The 16,886-nt window shown below is 33.3% G+C and carries 17 protein-coding genes; 2 read left to right on the forward strand and 15 right to left on the reverse strand.

The genetic code is table 11. The features are described from left to right. Positions 1-3 precede the first annotated feature (3 nt). Positions 4-1,383 (reverse strand): PTS transporter subunit EIIC, encoded by a 1,380-nt coding sequence (locus H3T80_RS11855; RefSeq protein ID WP_198201820.1) that lies wholly within the window; start codon positions 1,381-1,383, stop codon positions 4-6. Between the two features lie 267 nt (positions 1,384-1,650). Between H3T80_RS11855 and H3T80_RS11860 the strand changes: the two genes are divergently transcribed. Beyond that, complete coding sequence (locus H3T80_RS11860) at positions 1,651-2,850, forward strand: enolase C-terminal domain-like protein (RefSeq protein WP_110446913.1); 1,200 nt, start codon at positions 1,651-1,653, stop codon at positions 2,848-2,850. Between the two features lie 47 nt (positions 2,851-2,897). Here H3T80_RS11860 and H3T80_RS11865 read toward each other — a convergent pair whose 3' ends face one another. The 5 genes from H3T80_RS11865 to dnaK form a co-directional block, all read right to left on the reverse strand. Continuing rightward, entirely contained in the window at positions 2,898-3,620 is a 723-nt protein-coding gene (locus H3T80_RS11865) for a GntR family transcriptional regulator (RefSeq protein WP_366940014.1), read from the reverse strand. Positions 3,621-3,812: 192 nt separating this feature from the next. Next, entirely contained in the window at positions 3,813-4,454 is a 642-nt protein-coding gene (locus H3T80_RS11870) for a peroxiredoxin-like family protein (protein ID WP_110446912.1), read from the reverse strand. Then, entirely contained in the window at positions 4,451-4,948 is a 498-nt protein-coding gene (locus tag H3T80_RS11875; protein ID WP_086363220.1) for a MarR family winged helix-turn-helix transcriptional regulator, read from the reverse strand. Before H3T80_RS11875 ends, H3T80_RS11870 begins: the two co-directional genes overlap by 4 nt. A 195-nt stretch (positions 4,949-5,143) precedes the next feature. Further along, positions 5,144-6,274 (reverse strand): molecular chaperone DnaJ, encoded by a 1,131-nt coding sequence (dnaJ, locus tag H3T80_RS11880; protein WP_110446910.1) that lies wholly within the window; start codon positions 6,272-6,274, stop codon positions 5,144-5,146. Between the two features lie 126 nt (positions 6,275-6,400). Continuing rightward, positions 6,401-8,320 (reverse strand): molecular chaperone DnaK, encoded by a 1,920-nt coding sequence (dnaK, locus tag H3T80_RS11885; protein ID WP_198201822.1) that lies wholly within the window; start codon positions 8,318-8,320, stop codon positions 6,401-6,403. A gap of 229 nt (positions 8,321-8,549) precedes the next feature. On the opposite strand from dnaK, the gene satP reads away from it, so the two are divergent. Then, positions 8,550-9,128: an acetate uptake transporter gene (satP, locus tag H3T80_RS11890; protein ID WP_198201823.1), complete on the forward strand. Its 579-nt coding sequence runs from the start codon at positions 8,550-8,552 to the stop codon at positions 9,126-9,128. Between the two features lie 70 nt (positions 9,129-9,198). On the opposite strand, the gene H3T80_RS11895 is transcribed toward satP, so the two are convergent. From H3T80_RS11895 to H3T80_RS11935, 9 genes are all read right to left on the reverse strand, one after another. Then, positions 9,199-10,023: a hypothetical protein gene (locus H3T80_RS11895; protein WP_198201824.1), complete on the reverse strand. Its 825-nt coding sequence runs from the start codon at positions 10,021-10,023 to the stop codon at positions 9,199-9,201. 231 nt (positions 10,024-10,254) lie between these two features. Next, complete coding sequence (locus H3T80_RS11900; protein WP_198201825.1) at positions 10,255-10,698, reverse strand: PTS sugar transporter subunit IIA; 444 nt, start codon at positions 10,696-10,698, stop codon at positions 10,255-10,257. 15 nt (positions 10,699-10,713) lie between these two features. Continuing rightward, positions 10,714-11,211: a PTS sugar transporter subunit IIB gene (locus H3T80_RS11905; protein ID WP_065577934.1), complete on the reverse strand. Its 498-nt coding sequence runs from the start codon at positions 11,209-11,211 to the stop codon at positions 10,714-10,716. 38 nt (positions 11,212-11,249) lie between these two features. After that, a complete protein-coding gene (locus H3T80_RS11910) occupies positions 11,250-12,110 on the reverse strand; it encodes a PTS system mannose/fructose/sorbose family transporter subunit IID (protein ID WP_065577935.1) in 861 nt (286 codons plus the stop codon). A 43-nt stretch (positions 12,111-12,153) separates the two neighbouring features. After that, the gene (locus tag H3T80_RS11915; RefSeq protein WP_065614796.1) at positions 12,154-12,978 is read right to left on the reverse strand and encodes a PTS sugar transporter subunit IIC; all 825 of its coding nucleotides are present in this window, start codon (positions 12,976-12,978) and stop codon (positions 12,154-12,156) included. Between the two features lie 61 nt (positions 12,979-13,039). After that, entirely contained in the window at positions 13,040-14,020 is a 981-nt protein-coding gene (locus tag H3T80_RS11920) for a D-isomer specific 2-hydroxyacid dehydrogenase family protein (RefSeq protein ID WP_198201826.1), read from the reverse strand. Positions 14,021-14,359: 339 nt separating this feature from the next. Further along, positions 14,360-16,033, reverse strand: coding sequence for an asparagine synthase B (gene asnB / locus H3T80_RS11925; protein ID WP_086363227.1), 1,674 nt, complete (start codon positions 16,031-16,033; stop codon positions 14,360-14,362). A gap of 164 nt (positions 16,034-16,197) precedes the next feature. Beyond that, entirely contained in the window at positions 16,198-16,542 is a 345-nt protein-coding gene (locus H3T80_RS11930; RefSeq protein ID WP_198201827.1) for a YdbL family protein, read from the reverse strand. A 140-nt stretch (positions 16,543-16,682) separates the two neighbouring features. Then, positions 16,683-16,868: a YnbE family lipoprotein gene (locus H3T80_RS11935; RefSeq protein ID WP_173795303.1), complete on the reverse strand. Its 186-nt coding sequence runs from the start codon at positions 16,866-16,868 to the stop codon at positions 16,683-16,685. Between the last annotated feature and the right edge of the window lie 18 nt (positions 16,869-16,886).

Genomic DNA, 16,886 nt, shown 5'->3' on the forward strand with positions numbered 1-16,886 from the left:
GGCCTATTTTTTGCTAACAAAAATATAAGCCATTATGAACGATGAGCAAATTGATATTAATACCCCCAATATTGCAAAGATAAAGTATGGACCAATATAGGCGGGTAAACTAAAGATACTCGATAGAATATAGCCATATAACCTTACACCAAATAAAGCAATAAAAGCGGAGGCAATCGCACTACCGGCAGTTGCGGCAATAAAGGCTTTTTTATACTTGGTTAATACACCGAATAGAGCTGGCTCGGTGATACCTAATAATGCAGATACTGCGGCAGAAACAATAACCGTTTTTTCTTGCTTATTTTTCGCTTTAAAATACATAGCAGCAGTCGCACCAGCAATGGCCATATTTGCCATAAACATCATTGGCATCAACATATCATAGCCTAATTCAGCAAAATTCTGCAACGCTATAGGGGTCATTGCATGATGCATACCCGTCAAAATAGCGACCGGTCGAATTGCGCCAACAATAGCGCCAGCAAACACAGCAGAAACATCAAATAGCGACCGGATAAATAGTGCTAACAATTTACCTAAATAGATACCTATAGGACCAATTACGGTAAGAGCCAATAAACCAGCAATAAATAAAGTTACCGTTGGAGTGAAAACTGTTTTGAGTACATTAGGCATAATTTTATCAACGAATCGATAAATATAACTTAATGCCAGTACAGAGAAGATAATAGGAATAACACTACCAGCATAGTTAAAAATCGATATTGGTATCATATCCAAAAAATAATAAAAACTGGCAGCATCAGGATTAGTTACTAGTAATTTTGCCGCATCAATTAAAGTTGGATACATCAAACAAGCGGCGATTGCAGCGGCTAAATACTCATTAGTTTTAAATATTTTTGCTGCCGAAACCGCCAAAAAAAATGGTAAAAAGTAAAACACACCACTAGCGATTAAATCGATAATAATAACTGTATCACTGGTTTTAGGAACGACTTTTAACGCAATGAGACCAGCAAGTAACCCTTTAATCATCCCCGCGCCAGCAATCGCCGGTACGATAGGACCAAAAACACCAGACACCGTATCCATAAACAAAGAAACAATGCCTTTACGTTCTTTGGCAGATTCTTTGGATAGTTGTTTAGCTTGATCATTTTCTGGCGTTTGTAATCCTATTTCATCAGCCAGAATGTCAAAATAAACTTTAACTTGAGTACCTACTACAATTTGGCATTGATCACTTTGAAATTGAGCACCAATTACCCCGGTAATTTTTTTAATTTCATCCCAATTGACCATGGTTTGATCAACTAAATCAAATCGTAAACGTGTCATACAATGCCAAGCATTTTTAATGTTTTCCTTACCACCAATATTAGCGATAATTTTTTTAATACTTTCTTGTTTACTCATTAGAACCTCAATAGTCCCTAGAATTGGTTTAATTAAAATAATAGAAACTTTAAATTATCAATACAAGAATGAAAAGTTTGATCTAGATCACAAAAAAAGGGGTTTTAACACTGAAATTTACTATATTTTTCAATTGGTATGCTTTTTATCGACAATTTTAATTCAAATTTGAACCAATAATTTTTCACTAATATTTTGCTCTTTACAGATGTGAAAAATATCGGTAATTATATAAAAAGAAAAAGTTTTAAAGAGGATACTAACCCTATGTTACCAACCCTTATCACTGATATTGAATGTATCATTACTAAACCTGATAGACATAATCTTGTTACCGTAATTATTTATACAGATAAAGATGTGATTGGTTATGGCTGTGCAACTTTTCAACAGCGCCCATTAGCCGTAAAAACTATTGTTGATGAATATTTAAAACCGTTGCTAATTGGCCGAGATGCTAATCATATTGAAGATATTTGGCAGATGTTAATGGTTAATGCTTATTGGCGTAATGGGCCAATCATTAATAATGCTATTGCTGGTATTGATATGGCATTATGGGATATTAAAGCCAAACTAGCGAATATGCCTCTTTATCAATTATTTGGTGGTAAATCAAAAGATGCGATAGAAGTGTATACTCATGCTACCGGTGAAACATTGTCAGAACTTTTTAAACAAGTTGACCAATGTATTAGTCAAGGTTATCGCCATATTCGTTGTCAGTTAGGGTTTTACGGTGGCAAACCAGAAGAATTGCATAGTCCACAACAGTCAAGTAGTGGTGTTTACTTTGATCAAGATCAGTATATGCAAAATACTTTAGAGATGTTTAAAAAGTTACGAGAAAAATATGGTTATAAAATCCATTTTTTGCATGATGTACATGAAAGATTATTTCCTAATCAAGCAGTCGCTTTTGCTAAACAAGTTGAGCAATATCAACCATATTTTATTGAAGATATTTTACCGCCTAATCAAAACCAATGGCTGGAGCAAATTCGTAACCAAACTTCAGTTGCTTTAGCGACCGGTGAACTATTCAATAATCCATTAGAATGGCAAGAGCTGATCATTCAACGTAGAATTGATTTTATTCGGTGCCATGTTTCACAAATTGGCGGAATTACACCTGCATTAAAATTAGCTACTTTTTGCCAACCATTTGGGATAAGAGTTGCTTGGCATTGCCCACCTGATATGACACCAATTGGAGCAGCTGTGAATACTCATTTAAATATTCATTTACATAATGCAGCAATTCAGGAATATATTCCTTATTCGGCAAATACACAGGCAGTATTTCCAGGTATTATTGCCGCCAAACAAGGCTATTTATATCCAATAGAGAAAATAGGCATTGGCGTTACACTAGATAAAGCTCAGGCAGATAAATATCCAGTGGTTTATCGACCACATGAATGGACACAAAGCCGCTTGCCCAATGGAGTTATACATACCCCATAAATCAAGTTAATGAATATTTTTTAAATAACCAAAGTTGATTGATAAATTTACTTTTTATCATCAACTAATCTTAATTCAAAATTAGGTTTATTAAACGGTGTAATATAAGTGCAAGTATAGTGAATATCAATAATTTCACTAATGGCATAAATTGCACCATTATTTAAAAAACACCGATTAATAATTTTCATTGCTGGCATGCCTTTTTTGCATTTGAGTAATTCAGATTCCTGACGATTAATGGCAACAGCTTGATATTGAGTTAGATAATGGGATATCTCATAGCCTTTACTTAATACATATTGTTGAATAGAGTTTTCAATATTTTTTTGTTTCAGATCAGGAAAATATCGACAAGGTAACTTAGAAATCTCAATTTGGGTACCTCGACCGTCAACAAAACGAATACGATGAAACTCCCAAATATATTCATCATCAGTTAGATTAAATGTTTGTTTTTCTTCCAACTGTACTCGTCGTTTACGAAATAAAATCAGTTTAGAGTTGATTTGATCATAATGTTTTTCAGTCAGCGAATTATAAATTAAAGGATTATTTTTAGCTTGTTGATTAATAAAAGCACCCGAACCTTTTTGAACCGAAATAATACCAATTTGCAGCAGTTTTTCTAGCGCTTTACGTATAGTATGACGAGAGACTCCATAACTTTCCGCAAGCTCTCGTTCGGGAGGCAATTTTTGATTAACAAAACTTAATTGTTGATAAATTCGCCCTAACAGATCTTGAGCAATAAAATCTTTTTTCTTTATCTTCACAAGCTGTTACCTTATAACTCACTCACAGCAGAACAACAACGTCATATTATTAAGTATGTTCTCACGATTAAAATGTAACTTTATAGTTTTAATTAAATTTAATATAAAAAGGGATAATATTTTATATTATCCCTTTTTATATCAGATTAGTAACATTTTATATTATTAAATAAATTTAAATCTTTATTAGTTTAATACATTTATTAATTCGGATATATCAGCTCGTTCCATATAATTAGCATTAACATAAGCAAAATAAATCTTTTTATCTTGCCCAATTAAATAAGTTGCTGGTATTGGCAATGTATAGCTATCATCGCCATTAAAATCCAATAAATTAGCACCTAAACTATTATATAACTCTCTAACTTTTTCAGGTAATGTGAATACTAAACCAAACTTATTAGCTATGTTATTTTTAATATCTGATAGTATCGTTATCGACATCGATTTTTCTTGTTTTAACTGTGCGCTAATTGAAGCTTTCTGCGGTGAAATAGCAATAAAATGCATATTTTTAACTTGCTGAATCAGCTCTAAATTATTTTGAAAATGTTCTAATTCTTTTACACAGAACGGGCACCAACTACCTCGAAAGAAACTAATAATTACGGGTTGAGTTTCAAGTAATTTGTATAAATTGATTTCTTGATTATCAGTTGATATTAGTGAAAAGTCTGGTGCAATATCTCCACATTGTAAAGAATGACTATCTAGTTTTTCACTTAACATATCTGCTAATGAGTTATCCAAAATATTTTGTACATCTTGGGGTAATTGAGTAATTAAATCTCGTCTTAATCTTTGTAAATCTTCAATTAGTTTCATTTAACGATTTCCTTTCTTGATACATTTTCATGAATTTGGCTTAATACCTTTTTGAATATAGCAACATCATTATCAGATAAATTATTAGTTATTTTTTCTATCCAAAAACTGTGCTCTTTTAACGTTTCCGTCAATAAATCCATTCCTGCTGGGGTTAAACAAATAATAGAAATTCTTTTGTCATTGTCATCATTTCTTTTTGATACTAGCTGATCATTAATTAGAGAACTAACAAGTGTTGTTGTTGAAGCTTTAGTTATCCCTAATAATTTAGCAATTTCTTGCAAAGATAATTCTTGGTATTCTTTTAATAAAACTAAAATAATTAATCGACTTTCTGAGAGATGATATTTCTGGAGACGTTTGGCACACTCTATATCAATTAGATTAGCAACAGATAACAACGTAAAGCATGTTCGGATCTTTTCTAAATCTACCGTGTTTTGTTTCTTCAAAATATTGCAAAAAGATAAATAGCGATTTTCAAGCTGCATATTTTATATCCATAAAATTAGTTAGCCACCTTACTAATTTTATATGCTAATTAAGATATGGTTTTATGTCAATAAGGGATATTGAATAATAAAGAAAAATATACGATATCTGAAAACAGCAATAATACTATTTAAAAAGGCAGAATAAAAAAATCGAGCCATTATTTGGCTCGATTGTATAATCAATAAAGAATGTTATCCAAAAAATTTCTTCACTTTATCAAGAAAGCTTTTTTCTTTTGGGCTATGTTTTGAGTTTTTATCCGATTTAAAACTTTCGCCTAACTCTTTTAATAACTCTTTTTGTTTGCTAGTTAGATTAACTGGTGTTTCAACTGCAACATGGCAATAGAGATCACCTACAGCACTGCCTCGTAATGATTTAATGCCTTTTCCACGTAACCTAAACATTTTACCGGTTTGTGTTTCTGCCGGTATGGTTAGGCTAACTTTACCGTTCAGAGTTGGTACTTCAACCTCACCACCTAGTGATGCTAACACAATATTAATTGGAATTTCGCAATGTAAATTAGTGCCATCTCGCTCAAAGATTGCATGCGGTTTTACTTGTACTTGTACATATAAGTCACCAGCTGGAGCACCATTTAATCCCGCTTCACCTTCACCTGAAAGTCGAATACGGTTTCCTGTATCAACCCCAGCAGGAATAGTAACAGAAAGTGTTTTAGTTTTTTGAACACGTCCTTCTCCATGACATTTTTTACATGGATTTTTAACCACTTTTCCACGCCCATGACAAGTCGGACACTCTTGCTGCACAGCAAAAAAGCCTTGCCGCATTTGCACAACACCCGCACCGTGACAGGTATTACAAGTTACAACATCTGAAGCTTTTTCAGTTCCTTGACCATGGCAAACATCACAATTTACCCAAGTTGGTACTTTAATCTCTTTACTTACACCGCTAGCTGCTTCTTCTAATGTTAATGAAATATTATATTGTAAGTCATTACCACGCGATGCGGCTTGACCTCGTCCTCGGCCACCACCGAAGAAATCACTGAAGATATCATCAAATGCAGAACCGCCTCCAAAACCACCAAATCCGCCGAAACCACCAGCGCCACCTTGCCCTTGTTCAAAAGCAGCATGGCCATACTGATCATAAGCAGCTTTCTTTTGTGGATCGGTTAAGATTTCATAAGCTTCTTTAACTTCTTTGAATTTTGCTTCAGCTTCAGCTTTGTTATCCTGATTTTTATCCGGATGATATTTCATGGCTAGGCGTTTGTAGGCTTTTTTTATCTCAGTTTCACTGGCACTTTTACTCACGCCTAATGTTTCATAATAATCTTTCTTCGCCATAATTAACCTTTAAATTTAATCATTATATAAACAACTAAACGGGCTTGAGTTACCTCGCGCCCGTTTAATGTTTTACATGTTTAAAACTCGTTGCAATAACTCATTAAAAAACATATCAGTTAATGCTTATTTTTTTTCATCATCAACTTCTTTGAAGTCTGCATCAACAACATCATCTTGTCCTGCAGCACTTTCGCTATTGGCTTGACCTGCAGATTGATCTGCTTGAGCTTGTTGTTGAGCTAACTCAAGTAATTTTTTTGAAGCTTCCATTAATGCATTAATTTTAGCTTCGATCTCTGCTTTGTCTTCACCGCGAGCTGCATTTTCTAAATCACTCACAGCGCTTTCAATAGCTGTTTTATCATCAGCTGATAATTGATCACCAGCTTCAGTCACTTGTTTACGAGTTGAGTGAACAAGATGATCAGCTTGGTTACGAATTTGAGCTAATTCTTCGAATTTACGGTCTGCATCAGCATTTGCTTCAGCATCATTTACCATTTTTTGGATCTCTTCTTCGCTTAATCCTGAAGAAGCTTTAATGGTAATGTTTTGCTCACGGCCAGTATTTTTATCTTTTGCTGATACATGCAAAATACCATCAGCATCGATATCAAAGGTTACTTCGATTTGTGGCATACCACGTGGTGCAGCTTGAATACCATCAAGGTTAAATTGACCTAATGATTTGTTGTCACTTGCACGTTTACGTTCACCTTGTAATACATGGATAGTTACAGCTGATTGATTATCTTCAGCAGTTGAGAATACTTGACTATGTTTTGTTGGGATAGTCGTGTTTTTCTCAATCAAGGTAGTCATTACACCACCCATTGTTTCAATACCTAATGATAATGGTGTTACGTCAAGTAATAATACATCTTTAACATCACCACCTAATACACCACCTTGTACTGCCGCACCAACAGCTACTGCTTCATCAGGGTTAACGTCTTTACGTGGTTCTTTACCAAAGAAATCTGCAACAGCTTTTTGAACCATTGGCATACGTGTTTGACCACCAACTAGGATGACATCTTTAATATCAGAAACACTAAGACCGGCATCTTTTAATGCTGTTTTAACAGGTTCCATTGAACGTTTAACTAAATCTTCAACTAATGATTCAAGTTTAGCGCGAGTCACTTTGATATTTAAGTGTTTTGGCCCACTTGCATCAGCAGTGATATACGGTAAGTTAATATCAGTTTGTTGCGCTGATGATAATTCAATTTTAGCTTTTTCAGCAGCTTCTTTTAAACGTTGCATTGCTAATGGATCATTTTTAAGATCAAATCCTTGTTCACGTTTAAATTCGTCAACTAAATAGTTAATTAAACGTGAGTCAAAGTCTTCACCACCTAAGTGAGTATCACCATTTGTTGCTAATACTTCAAATGTTTTTTCACCGTCAACTTCATCAATTTCGATAATTGAGATATCAAAAGTACCACCACCAAGGTCATATACCGCAATAGTTCGGTTGCCAACATCTTTATCTAAACCATAAGCTAACGCTGCTGCTGTTGGCTCATTGATAATACGTTTTACATCTAAACCAGCAATACGACCAGCATCTTTGGTTGCTTGACGTTGTGCATCATTAAAATAAGCAGGAACAGTAATAACTGCTTCTGTAACAGGCTCACCAAGATAATCTTCTGCAGTTTTCTTCATTTTCTTTAATACTTCAGCAGAAATTTGTGGTGGAGCAATTTTTTGACCTTTAACATCAACCCAAGCATCACCATTATCAGCTTTAACAATTTTATATGGCATAATACCAACATCACGTTGTACTTCAGCATCTTCATAACGACGACCGATTAAACGTTTAATTGCAAATAATGTATTTTGTGGATTAGTTACGGCTTGGCGTTTAGCTGGTTGACCAACTAAGATTTCACCATCTTGAGTGTAAGCAATGATGGAAGGGGTTGTGCGATCACCCTCGGCATTTTCTAATACTTTTGCTTGACCATTATCCATTACTGCAACACATGAATTTGTTGTACCTAAATCGATACCAATAATTTTACCCATAATCTTTTCTCCTCAAACCTGTATTTTATTTCTTATATATAAGACTGAAAACATCGTTTTCAAGTCCCATTTTAGATAAAGAAATGTTTTTGTTTTCACATAAATGGGAACAATATTATTAATATCAAGGGGTGATACAAAATTATTTTTTACAAAATCTTGATTATCAGCTTTTCAACACTTATTATTGCCGCTCTTTTTTTTACGAAAATTAATTTATAGGATCCTTATGGAACAAATAAAACTTGCAAATCCAGGTCCACTTGGACTAATGGGTTTTGGTATGACTACAATTTTATTAAATATTCATAATGCAGGATTTTTTCCAGTTATGACGGCAATCGTTTCTATGGGTATTTTTTATGGTGGATTAGCCCAAGTAATCGCAGGAATTTTAGAATTCCGTAAAGGAAATACCTTCGGAACAACAGCGTTTACTTCATACGGTTTCTTTTGGATTGCTTTAGTTGGTATTTGGTATTTACCTACTTCACCAGCAACTGCACCTACCGATGCAACCTTTTTAGGGATTTTTCTAGCACTGTGGGGTATTTTTACCGCATTTATGTTTATTGGTACATTAAAAGCTAACCGAGCATTACAATTTGTTTTTGCCAGCTTAACCATTTTATTCGCTCTATTAGCAATTGGTAATATTTCTGGTAACCATGACATTATTCATATTGCTGGATTTGAAGGCATAATTTGTGGTGCGAGTGCAATTTATCTTGCGATGGCTGAAGTTCTAAATGAACAATTTGGTCGTACAATTCTACCTATTGGTGCAGCAAAAGGCGCTATACATTAGTTCATCACAATTCTGATACCTACTCAATTCTATCGGTAGGTATCAAGTTCTTTTCCACAACAATCCATTATCATTTTTCATTCATCAATGCTCGGCATACATCTCGTAGTGATTGTGTATATTTTTCTAATCTTTCATCAGATAAATAATTGTCTTTAGACGAGTGAGCATTTTTTATTAGAATTTTATTATCTTCATTTATATCACCTGATGTGATCATAATGTAATTAGATAATGTCGTTTCAATACTCCCATCATGAAAATGAACATCCGCTATATTTAGATCACATCCTTGTGGTTTAAAAAAAACTAAATCATCACCATTGGCAATACTATCCAAAAAAATAAATTTTTTATCTTTGATTTGCTTAGCATAGCTTTCTAACATTTTTAGACCATATTGGCCACTATTGCCGCCATCATAAAGAACAAAAGCGATTTTTTTCTTTTGTTTTTTATCTAACTTATTAATAAGATTAATAATAGTAATAATACTTGATGAATTACAAACGAAATTTTTAGTGTTTGGAATCCCACTCTTAAATTTGGCAATTAAGAAAAACAACAGCACTGTTGAAACTATAGCTGAAATGCCAGAAACACTGAAAAAGCCATTAATCCGGATATCAGGTAAAAAAACGAGGTAATTTAATATTAATGATGCAATGAATAAAAATATAAACGGAGCAACACTAATAAAGTAAGTCAGCTTACTAAATTGTGATTGAAAAGCATACGTTTTCTGCAAATTAAAATTATTGATCCCAGTATCGTAATTAGTACAAATAACGACCTCTGCTTTATTAAGATCGCCGATATAAGCATTATAATAATTTTGATAACGTCTAGTCGCTAATTTTAATTTAGATAGTTTCGCATCCACTTGATAACCCAATGGAGCTAATTCCTTAGATATTATCCTTAAAAAAGAGATTTTCTCTTTTGGATTAAACCTTTTACCAAATATGATGCCATATCGCAAAATCAGATCTTTCAATATTTCCATTATTAATAAACTATTTTTATATAAAGTTAGACAATATAGTTAATATGATTTTAAAAATCATATTAACTATAAATAGATTAAGATAAAAATTAACTTAATAACATTAAATTAGTTATTACATTAATAATCATCATCATTTTCATTGTTGTTTGATTGAGATATGTTAGCAACGGCATCTTGAATATTTTCATGCCCAGCCTCGATACTTTCCGCAGTAAGATCATTCAATGACACAGAATCTCTATTACATACTGCATTAATTACCATAGGCAGACTCATACCAGTAATGACTCGAACATTCATACCAAGCTCATTCCATTGTGGAACGCATTGCATCGAAGCATTATATGGAGATGCGCCATAAAGGTCGACAAATATAAGAACACCATCGCCAGAATCTAAAGATTTTGAACAATTGAATAAATCAGTTTTTAACTGATTTATATCTTGTCCAGGATTAAGTGATAATGATTCAAATTGGCTTTGTTCTCCAACAATCATTTTCACACTGTCTTTTATTCCAGCCGCCATACTTCCATGGCTAACTAATAAAACACCGATCATGTTATTAATCCTATATTATTCAAACATTTTAATTACTTCACTTAAAGGTACTTTCTTTAATGAAGGCGTTGCTTGGCAATAAATATCCATATTCGGAAAACTATTTTGTAAATCAATTAATAAATCGAGTTGCTCTTTATTAATCGATACTTCTTTAATGATTGAGGTTGCCCCTGGAACCAGTGGTAAACCGCCAATATTAAGATTAGTTACAGGTACGCCAGATTTAATAATTTTATACATTACTTCAATATTTTTAGTAATTAAAATAACGTTAAAATCATCATATTGACGATCGTTCCAATACCTAACCGCACCATCTTCTTTTAATACTCTAATTTTATGACCAGTGCTGGCGCCTGCGCCAAGAATAATATTTTTGGTGAATTCATCATTTGCCGAATAATCATCTGCAACAAATAAAGCATTAGCGCCGGCTGCTTTTGAAACATTTGTTGCGACTTGACCATGAATAAGACGACTATCAACCCGAGCTAAAACAACTTTTCCCATAATTTAAAACCTCTATTATTATTTATATTTAATTATTTTTATAAAATACCAATTGCGGCTAAAACACCAAGAATAACAGTTAGCCCAATTAAAGCTCTTGTTACTTTCAATCCTTTCTTAGAAAAATAAAAATACAATCCCATTACAACAACAAGCGGTAATACTCCAGGTAAAATCTTATCCAGTGTATCTTGTATAATGAAATCTTTACCAGATAAGGTGAATTTTAAACTAGAGGAAACTTTAATATAGCTTGCAGCTAGAATACCCATCATAAATAGACCTAAAATAGATAAGGCTTCTATGATCATCTGCATCTTATTACCAACGACTTCTGTTGCCGCATTTCTACCTAATTTAAATCCTAATTGGGCAAAATAGTAACCAACAAATAGTTGATATAAAACAAATGCAACAAATGGGAATAACGCACCTATCGCTAATCCTTCTTGCGCCCATGGTAATGCGATGGCAATAAAAATATATTGTATAGTACCCGAGTCAATCGCATCCCCGATACCGGCCAAGGCTCCCATTAAACCGGCTTTAGTGTTATAAAGCACATCATTATCAATACTAATTGGTTTGTTTTGATAAACTTCATCAGCACGTACAGCTTCTAGTGAAGCCATAATTCCTGAAATAGTTCCACCACCCCACGTGATTTGAGTATTAAAAAATAACAAATGTCGTTGGTAAGCAGCAGCTAATTCACTTTTTGATTTATATAACTTTTTAAGAATTGGCATTAATCCCCACATTAATGATGCCGCAAGATAACGGTCAAATGAGTGTGGAATTTCATTGGCATAATACCAACGTAACCATGCAAATGTGATATCTTTTTTAGTAATCGTTTCTGGCTTTAGATCAATACTTTCTTGTACTATTTCTGTCATTATAAAATTCCTCTTTCTAATTTATTAATCAAATAACTAATGATTAATAATCATCGTCATCAACTTGATTGTTATTATTTGAATTATTTCTAGGTTGATCTACCGCAGAATTTACTGCTTCATTTTTTGCAAGAACAAAAATAAAGGCAACTATTGCACCAACTATTGCATAAGTTACCATGGTAATATTTAGTGGTTTGGCAATAACCGCCATAAAATAGGCAAGTAAGAAGAAAATGATGTAGCTTTTTTTACCAATAACATAAATGGTTAATGCAATACCCACCGCAGCAAGCCCACCACCAATTACATTAAGAATATGGAAAACTAGTCCTCCCGCATTCGATTTAATCACATCAGCAATAATTGGTGCCCCAAAATATAACGCAACAAACATAAACGGTACGAACAATGCAAAACTACAAATTATTGGTAACACGATGATAGAAAAGGTTAATCCTTTACTATTAGCTTCTTCGGCATATTTTTCTGTTAATTTCATAATCATGGTATTAAAGAAAAATCTTAATTGATACAAGTAAGATCCTAATAAACCTACCGGTACTGCCACAGCTACGGCGGCTGTTGGTTCCATTTTACCCAACAATGCGACGGGAACAGCAACTGCTGTTGCTATAGCTGGTTCTGATGGCATTTGCCCACCAGGTGAAAAAACACCCATATAAATCAACTGAATAGCAGCTGTTGTTATCATTGCATTAGGAATGTCATTAAATACAATCCCAACAATTAAACCTGTCATCATTGGTGTAAATCGTAACGTTAACGTAGCACCACCTAGACCCCGAGACATGACCATTGCAACCCATATTGATATAATAGCTGCTTGAAGAAACGTTACATGCATTTCTTGCATATATAAACTCCTTACTATTTTTATAATTAATTAGTTAGTTTCAGTTAAATGATTAAGAAACCACCGATTGTAGCTCTAAGTTATTAACAAAATTTTCTACATCTTGTACACATTTTTCCCCCATACCTTGCAGACACTCAATTGCATAAGCAGAAGTATGTGGTGTAACAAGAACTTTAGGATGTTTAACTAAAGGATGATCACTGTATGAAGGTTCAACATACATGACATCTGTTGCGTGACCAGCTACAGTGCCATTATCGAGCGCATTTAAAAGTGCAGTTTCATCAATTAATTCGGCTCGAGCAGTGTTAGTTATATAAACGCCTTTTTTCATCAAAGAAAATTGCGGCGCTTTTAAAATATGATAGCTAGTCTCATTTAATGAGGCATTTAACGAGATAATATCTGCATTTTGCAGTAAATAATCTAACTCAACAATTTCAATATTATTTTTGTTAGCCCAATCAACATTAACGTTTGGATCCACCACCAATAGGCGAGCATTAAATCCATGTTTGAAAATTTCTGCCACGCGACTACCAATGTTGCCACAGCCAATAATACCAATTACTTTACCCGTAACATTGATACCTAAAAAAGAGGCTCTTTTCTTCCATTCATTTGACTTAACCGCTTCTTGTGATTGAACTGTTTGTCTAATTAATGCAAGTAAATTAGTCACTGCATTTTCAGCAACAGCATCACGTTCAACCAAAGGAGGAACGATAGTAACTATTGTGCCATGCTCTTTGGCAGCAACAACATCAACATTATTGAATCCGATGCCATGACGGGAAAGTAATAGTAGCGGTTGTTTTTTATTATCAAAAAACTCTTTGTTAAAAAAAGGTCTAACACTGGCAATAACAATATTAAAATCTTGCAATGCTTCAGCTAATTCCTTCCCTGGAATATTATTTTCAAAAGTAAAATGTTTTACTTCACCTATTTTTTCTAATCTTTCTAGATGATTAGGAAAATATTTTCCAAAACTACTTGAGTTGATTATAGCGATTTTATAATTTTTCACTCAATGCTCCTAATTCATGATTTATATACTTATATAAAGTTATTTATAGGAATATAAATATTATTTTATTTCCATTCAGCCACAATGTGACTGGTAACATTTAGTATAGTTTATAAACTTTTTAAAAAAGTGAATTTAGATCACATATTTAATAAAAAATTATTTTCTATGATTGTTTGGTAGCAAATTGAATGAATAAGAAAGGTAGAATTGAAAAATAATTTATTGATTATATTATCGATTTTTATAATTATATAATCTAAACATGAATATTTTTAACAAATTATTTAGATATAAAAAAAGGGCATAATGCCCTTTTTCAGATTGAATTAGTTAATATTACTTTTTATAAGCATCATTATGTACACCAACCGCTGCACGACCTGATGGATCATTTAGATTTTTAAATGACTCATCCCATTCAATTGCTTTAGCTGTTGAACAAGCCACTGTAGGACCACCAGGTACACAATGCGCAGCACTTTCAACTGGGAATAATTCATCAAAAATTTCACGATACATATAAGCTTCTTTTGAAGCTGGAGTATTGTATGGGAAACGGAATTTTGCGTTTTCCAACTGTTGATCGGTAATTTTGCTTTCGGCAATCTCTTTTAAGGTATCGATCCAACTATAACCTACACCGTCAGAAAATTGCTCTTTTTGACGCCAAACCACTGATGCTGGTAAATAAGATTCAAATGCTTCACGAACAATGTGTTTTTCCATTTTACCATTACTACCACACATTTTATCTTGTGGATTAATGCGCATAGCAACATCTAAGAATTTTTTATCTAAGAATGGTACGCGAGCTTCAACACCCCAAGCAGCCATCGCTTTATTAGCACGCGCACAGTCATACATATGCAGTGCCGCTAATTTACGCACAGTTTCTTCATGGAATTCTTGAGCATTTGGCGCTTTATGGAAATAGAGATAACCACCAAATACTTCATCAGCACCTTCACCTGATAAAACCATTTTAATACCCATAGCTTTAATTTTTCTTGCCATTAAGTACATCGGTGTTGAGGCACGAATCGTTGTTACATCATAAGTTTCAATGTAATAAATTACATCACGAATTGCATCAATCCCTTCTTGTATTGTGAAGTTAATTTCGTGATGAACAGTACCTAAATGATCGGCAACTGCTTGGGCAGCTTTAAGATCAGGCGCACCTTTTAAACCAACCGCAAACGAGTGTAATTGTGGCCACCATGCTTCTGATTTTTCATGATCCTCAACTCGACGCGCAGAAAACTTTTTAGTAATCGCTGAGATAACTGAAGAATCAAGTCCACCAGATAATAAAACACCATAAGGAACATCAGACATAAGATGGCTTTTTACTGACTCTTCTAATGCGACACGAAGTTCATTGATATCTGTCTTATTATCTTTGACATTATCATATTCCATCCAATCTCGTTTGTAGTAGGTCTTTATTTCACCCTCTGTGCTAGAAAGATAACAACCAGGAGGAAATGCTTCAATAGTTTTACAAACAGGTACTAAAGCTTTCATCTCAGAGGCAACATAAAATGTACCATTTTCATCATATCCCATATACATTGGGATAATACCAATATGATCGCGACCAATAAAATAGGTACCTTTGTTGATGTCATAAAGAATAAAAGCAAACATACCTTGTAGTTCATCAAGACAGTTAATACCTTTTTCTTGATATAAGGCTAGGATAACTTCACAGTCAGATCCTGTCTGAAATTCATAACGATCTTTGTACTGATTTCGGAGTTCTTGATGATTATAAATTTCGCCATTTACCGCTAAAACTAGGGTTTTATCTTTATTATAAAGCGGTTGAGATCCTGTATTAACATCTACAATTGATAAACGTTCATGAGCTAAAATAGCTTTATCAGAAGCAAAAATACCAGACCAGTCAGGTCCACGATGACGTTGTAGACTTGATAGCTCTAATGCTTTTGTTCGTAGTTGTTCTGGATCTGATTTAATATCAAGAATACCTAAAATCGAACACATTGATTTTCTCCATTTAAAATCGCCAAAGCGATACTATTTACAAATAAAACTTATTTTAATTATCACTGCAAGTAAATCACAAAAATAACAGGATACACATTATTGGTAAACAATTAAAGTACAATATCATTATACTTTTTCTATTGTTGTAATAAAGTTTGCTATTATTTTTTTAACCACTGCCCTTGTTGTTTGATATATTGGCCTGCTGGCGTTTTTTCTTGTGCTTTACTGCCTGCACGACTCTGCACATCAGACAAAGGTACTTTAGTTTCTGCAGAGACTTTTTGATATTGCTGTTTACGAGCCTGATTAATTAATTGAGCAATTTCGCTAGCATTACCTTCATTTTTGACCACGCCTAGATAACCATCAGCTTGTTCACCAACCAAACCATTAGCTTTGGCTTGACTTAATTCATTAATTGCCTGATCTAAATTTAAAGCAAAAACCGGTAAAGCTAATATTATTGATAATAATGCTATCGTTGCTTTTTTATAGATATTCATAATAACCCCCTTATTAAATACATCATATTAAATTGTATTAAATATGTGTAAAAATTATTAAAAAATCATCTTATGTTGCGCAAGAGTAATTTTTAGATTCACGACATTATTAGTAAATAACGATCGATAATAATATTAATTTAGTATAAACCTGATTTATTGATAATGTTATCTAAGGCTTTATCAACTTTAATATTAATTTCATGATCAATCTTAACATTTAAATTGATATTAATTGGTTCATTTGGCGCTTGTACCTTAACCGTTGGCGTACAGCCAATTAATACTGCGCTACACACGATAATAGTAATCATATTTTTTAGCATAATATAGCCTCTTATCTA

This window comes from Gilliamella sp. W8145, from assembly GCF_016101145.1.
Lineage (GTDB): Bacteria > Pseudomonadota > Gammaproteobacteria > Enterobacterales > Orbaceae > Gilliamella > Gilliamella apis_A.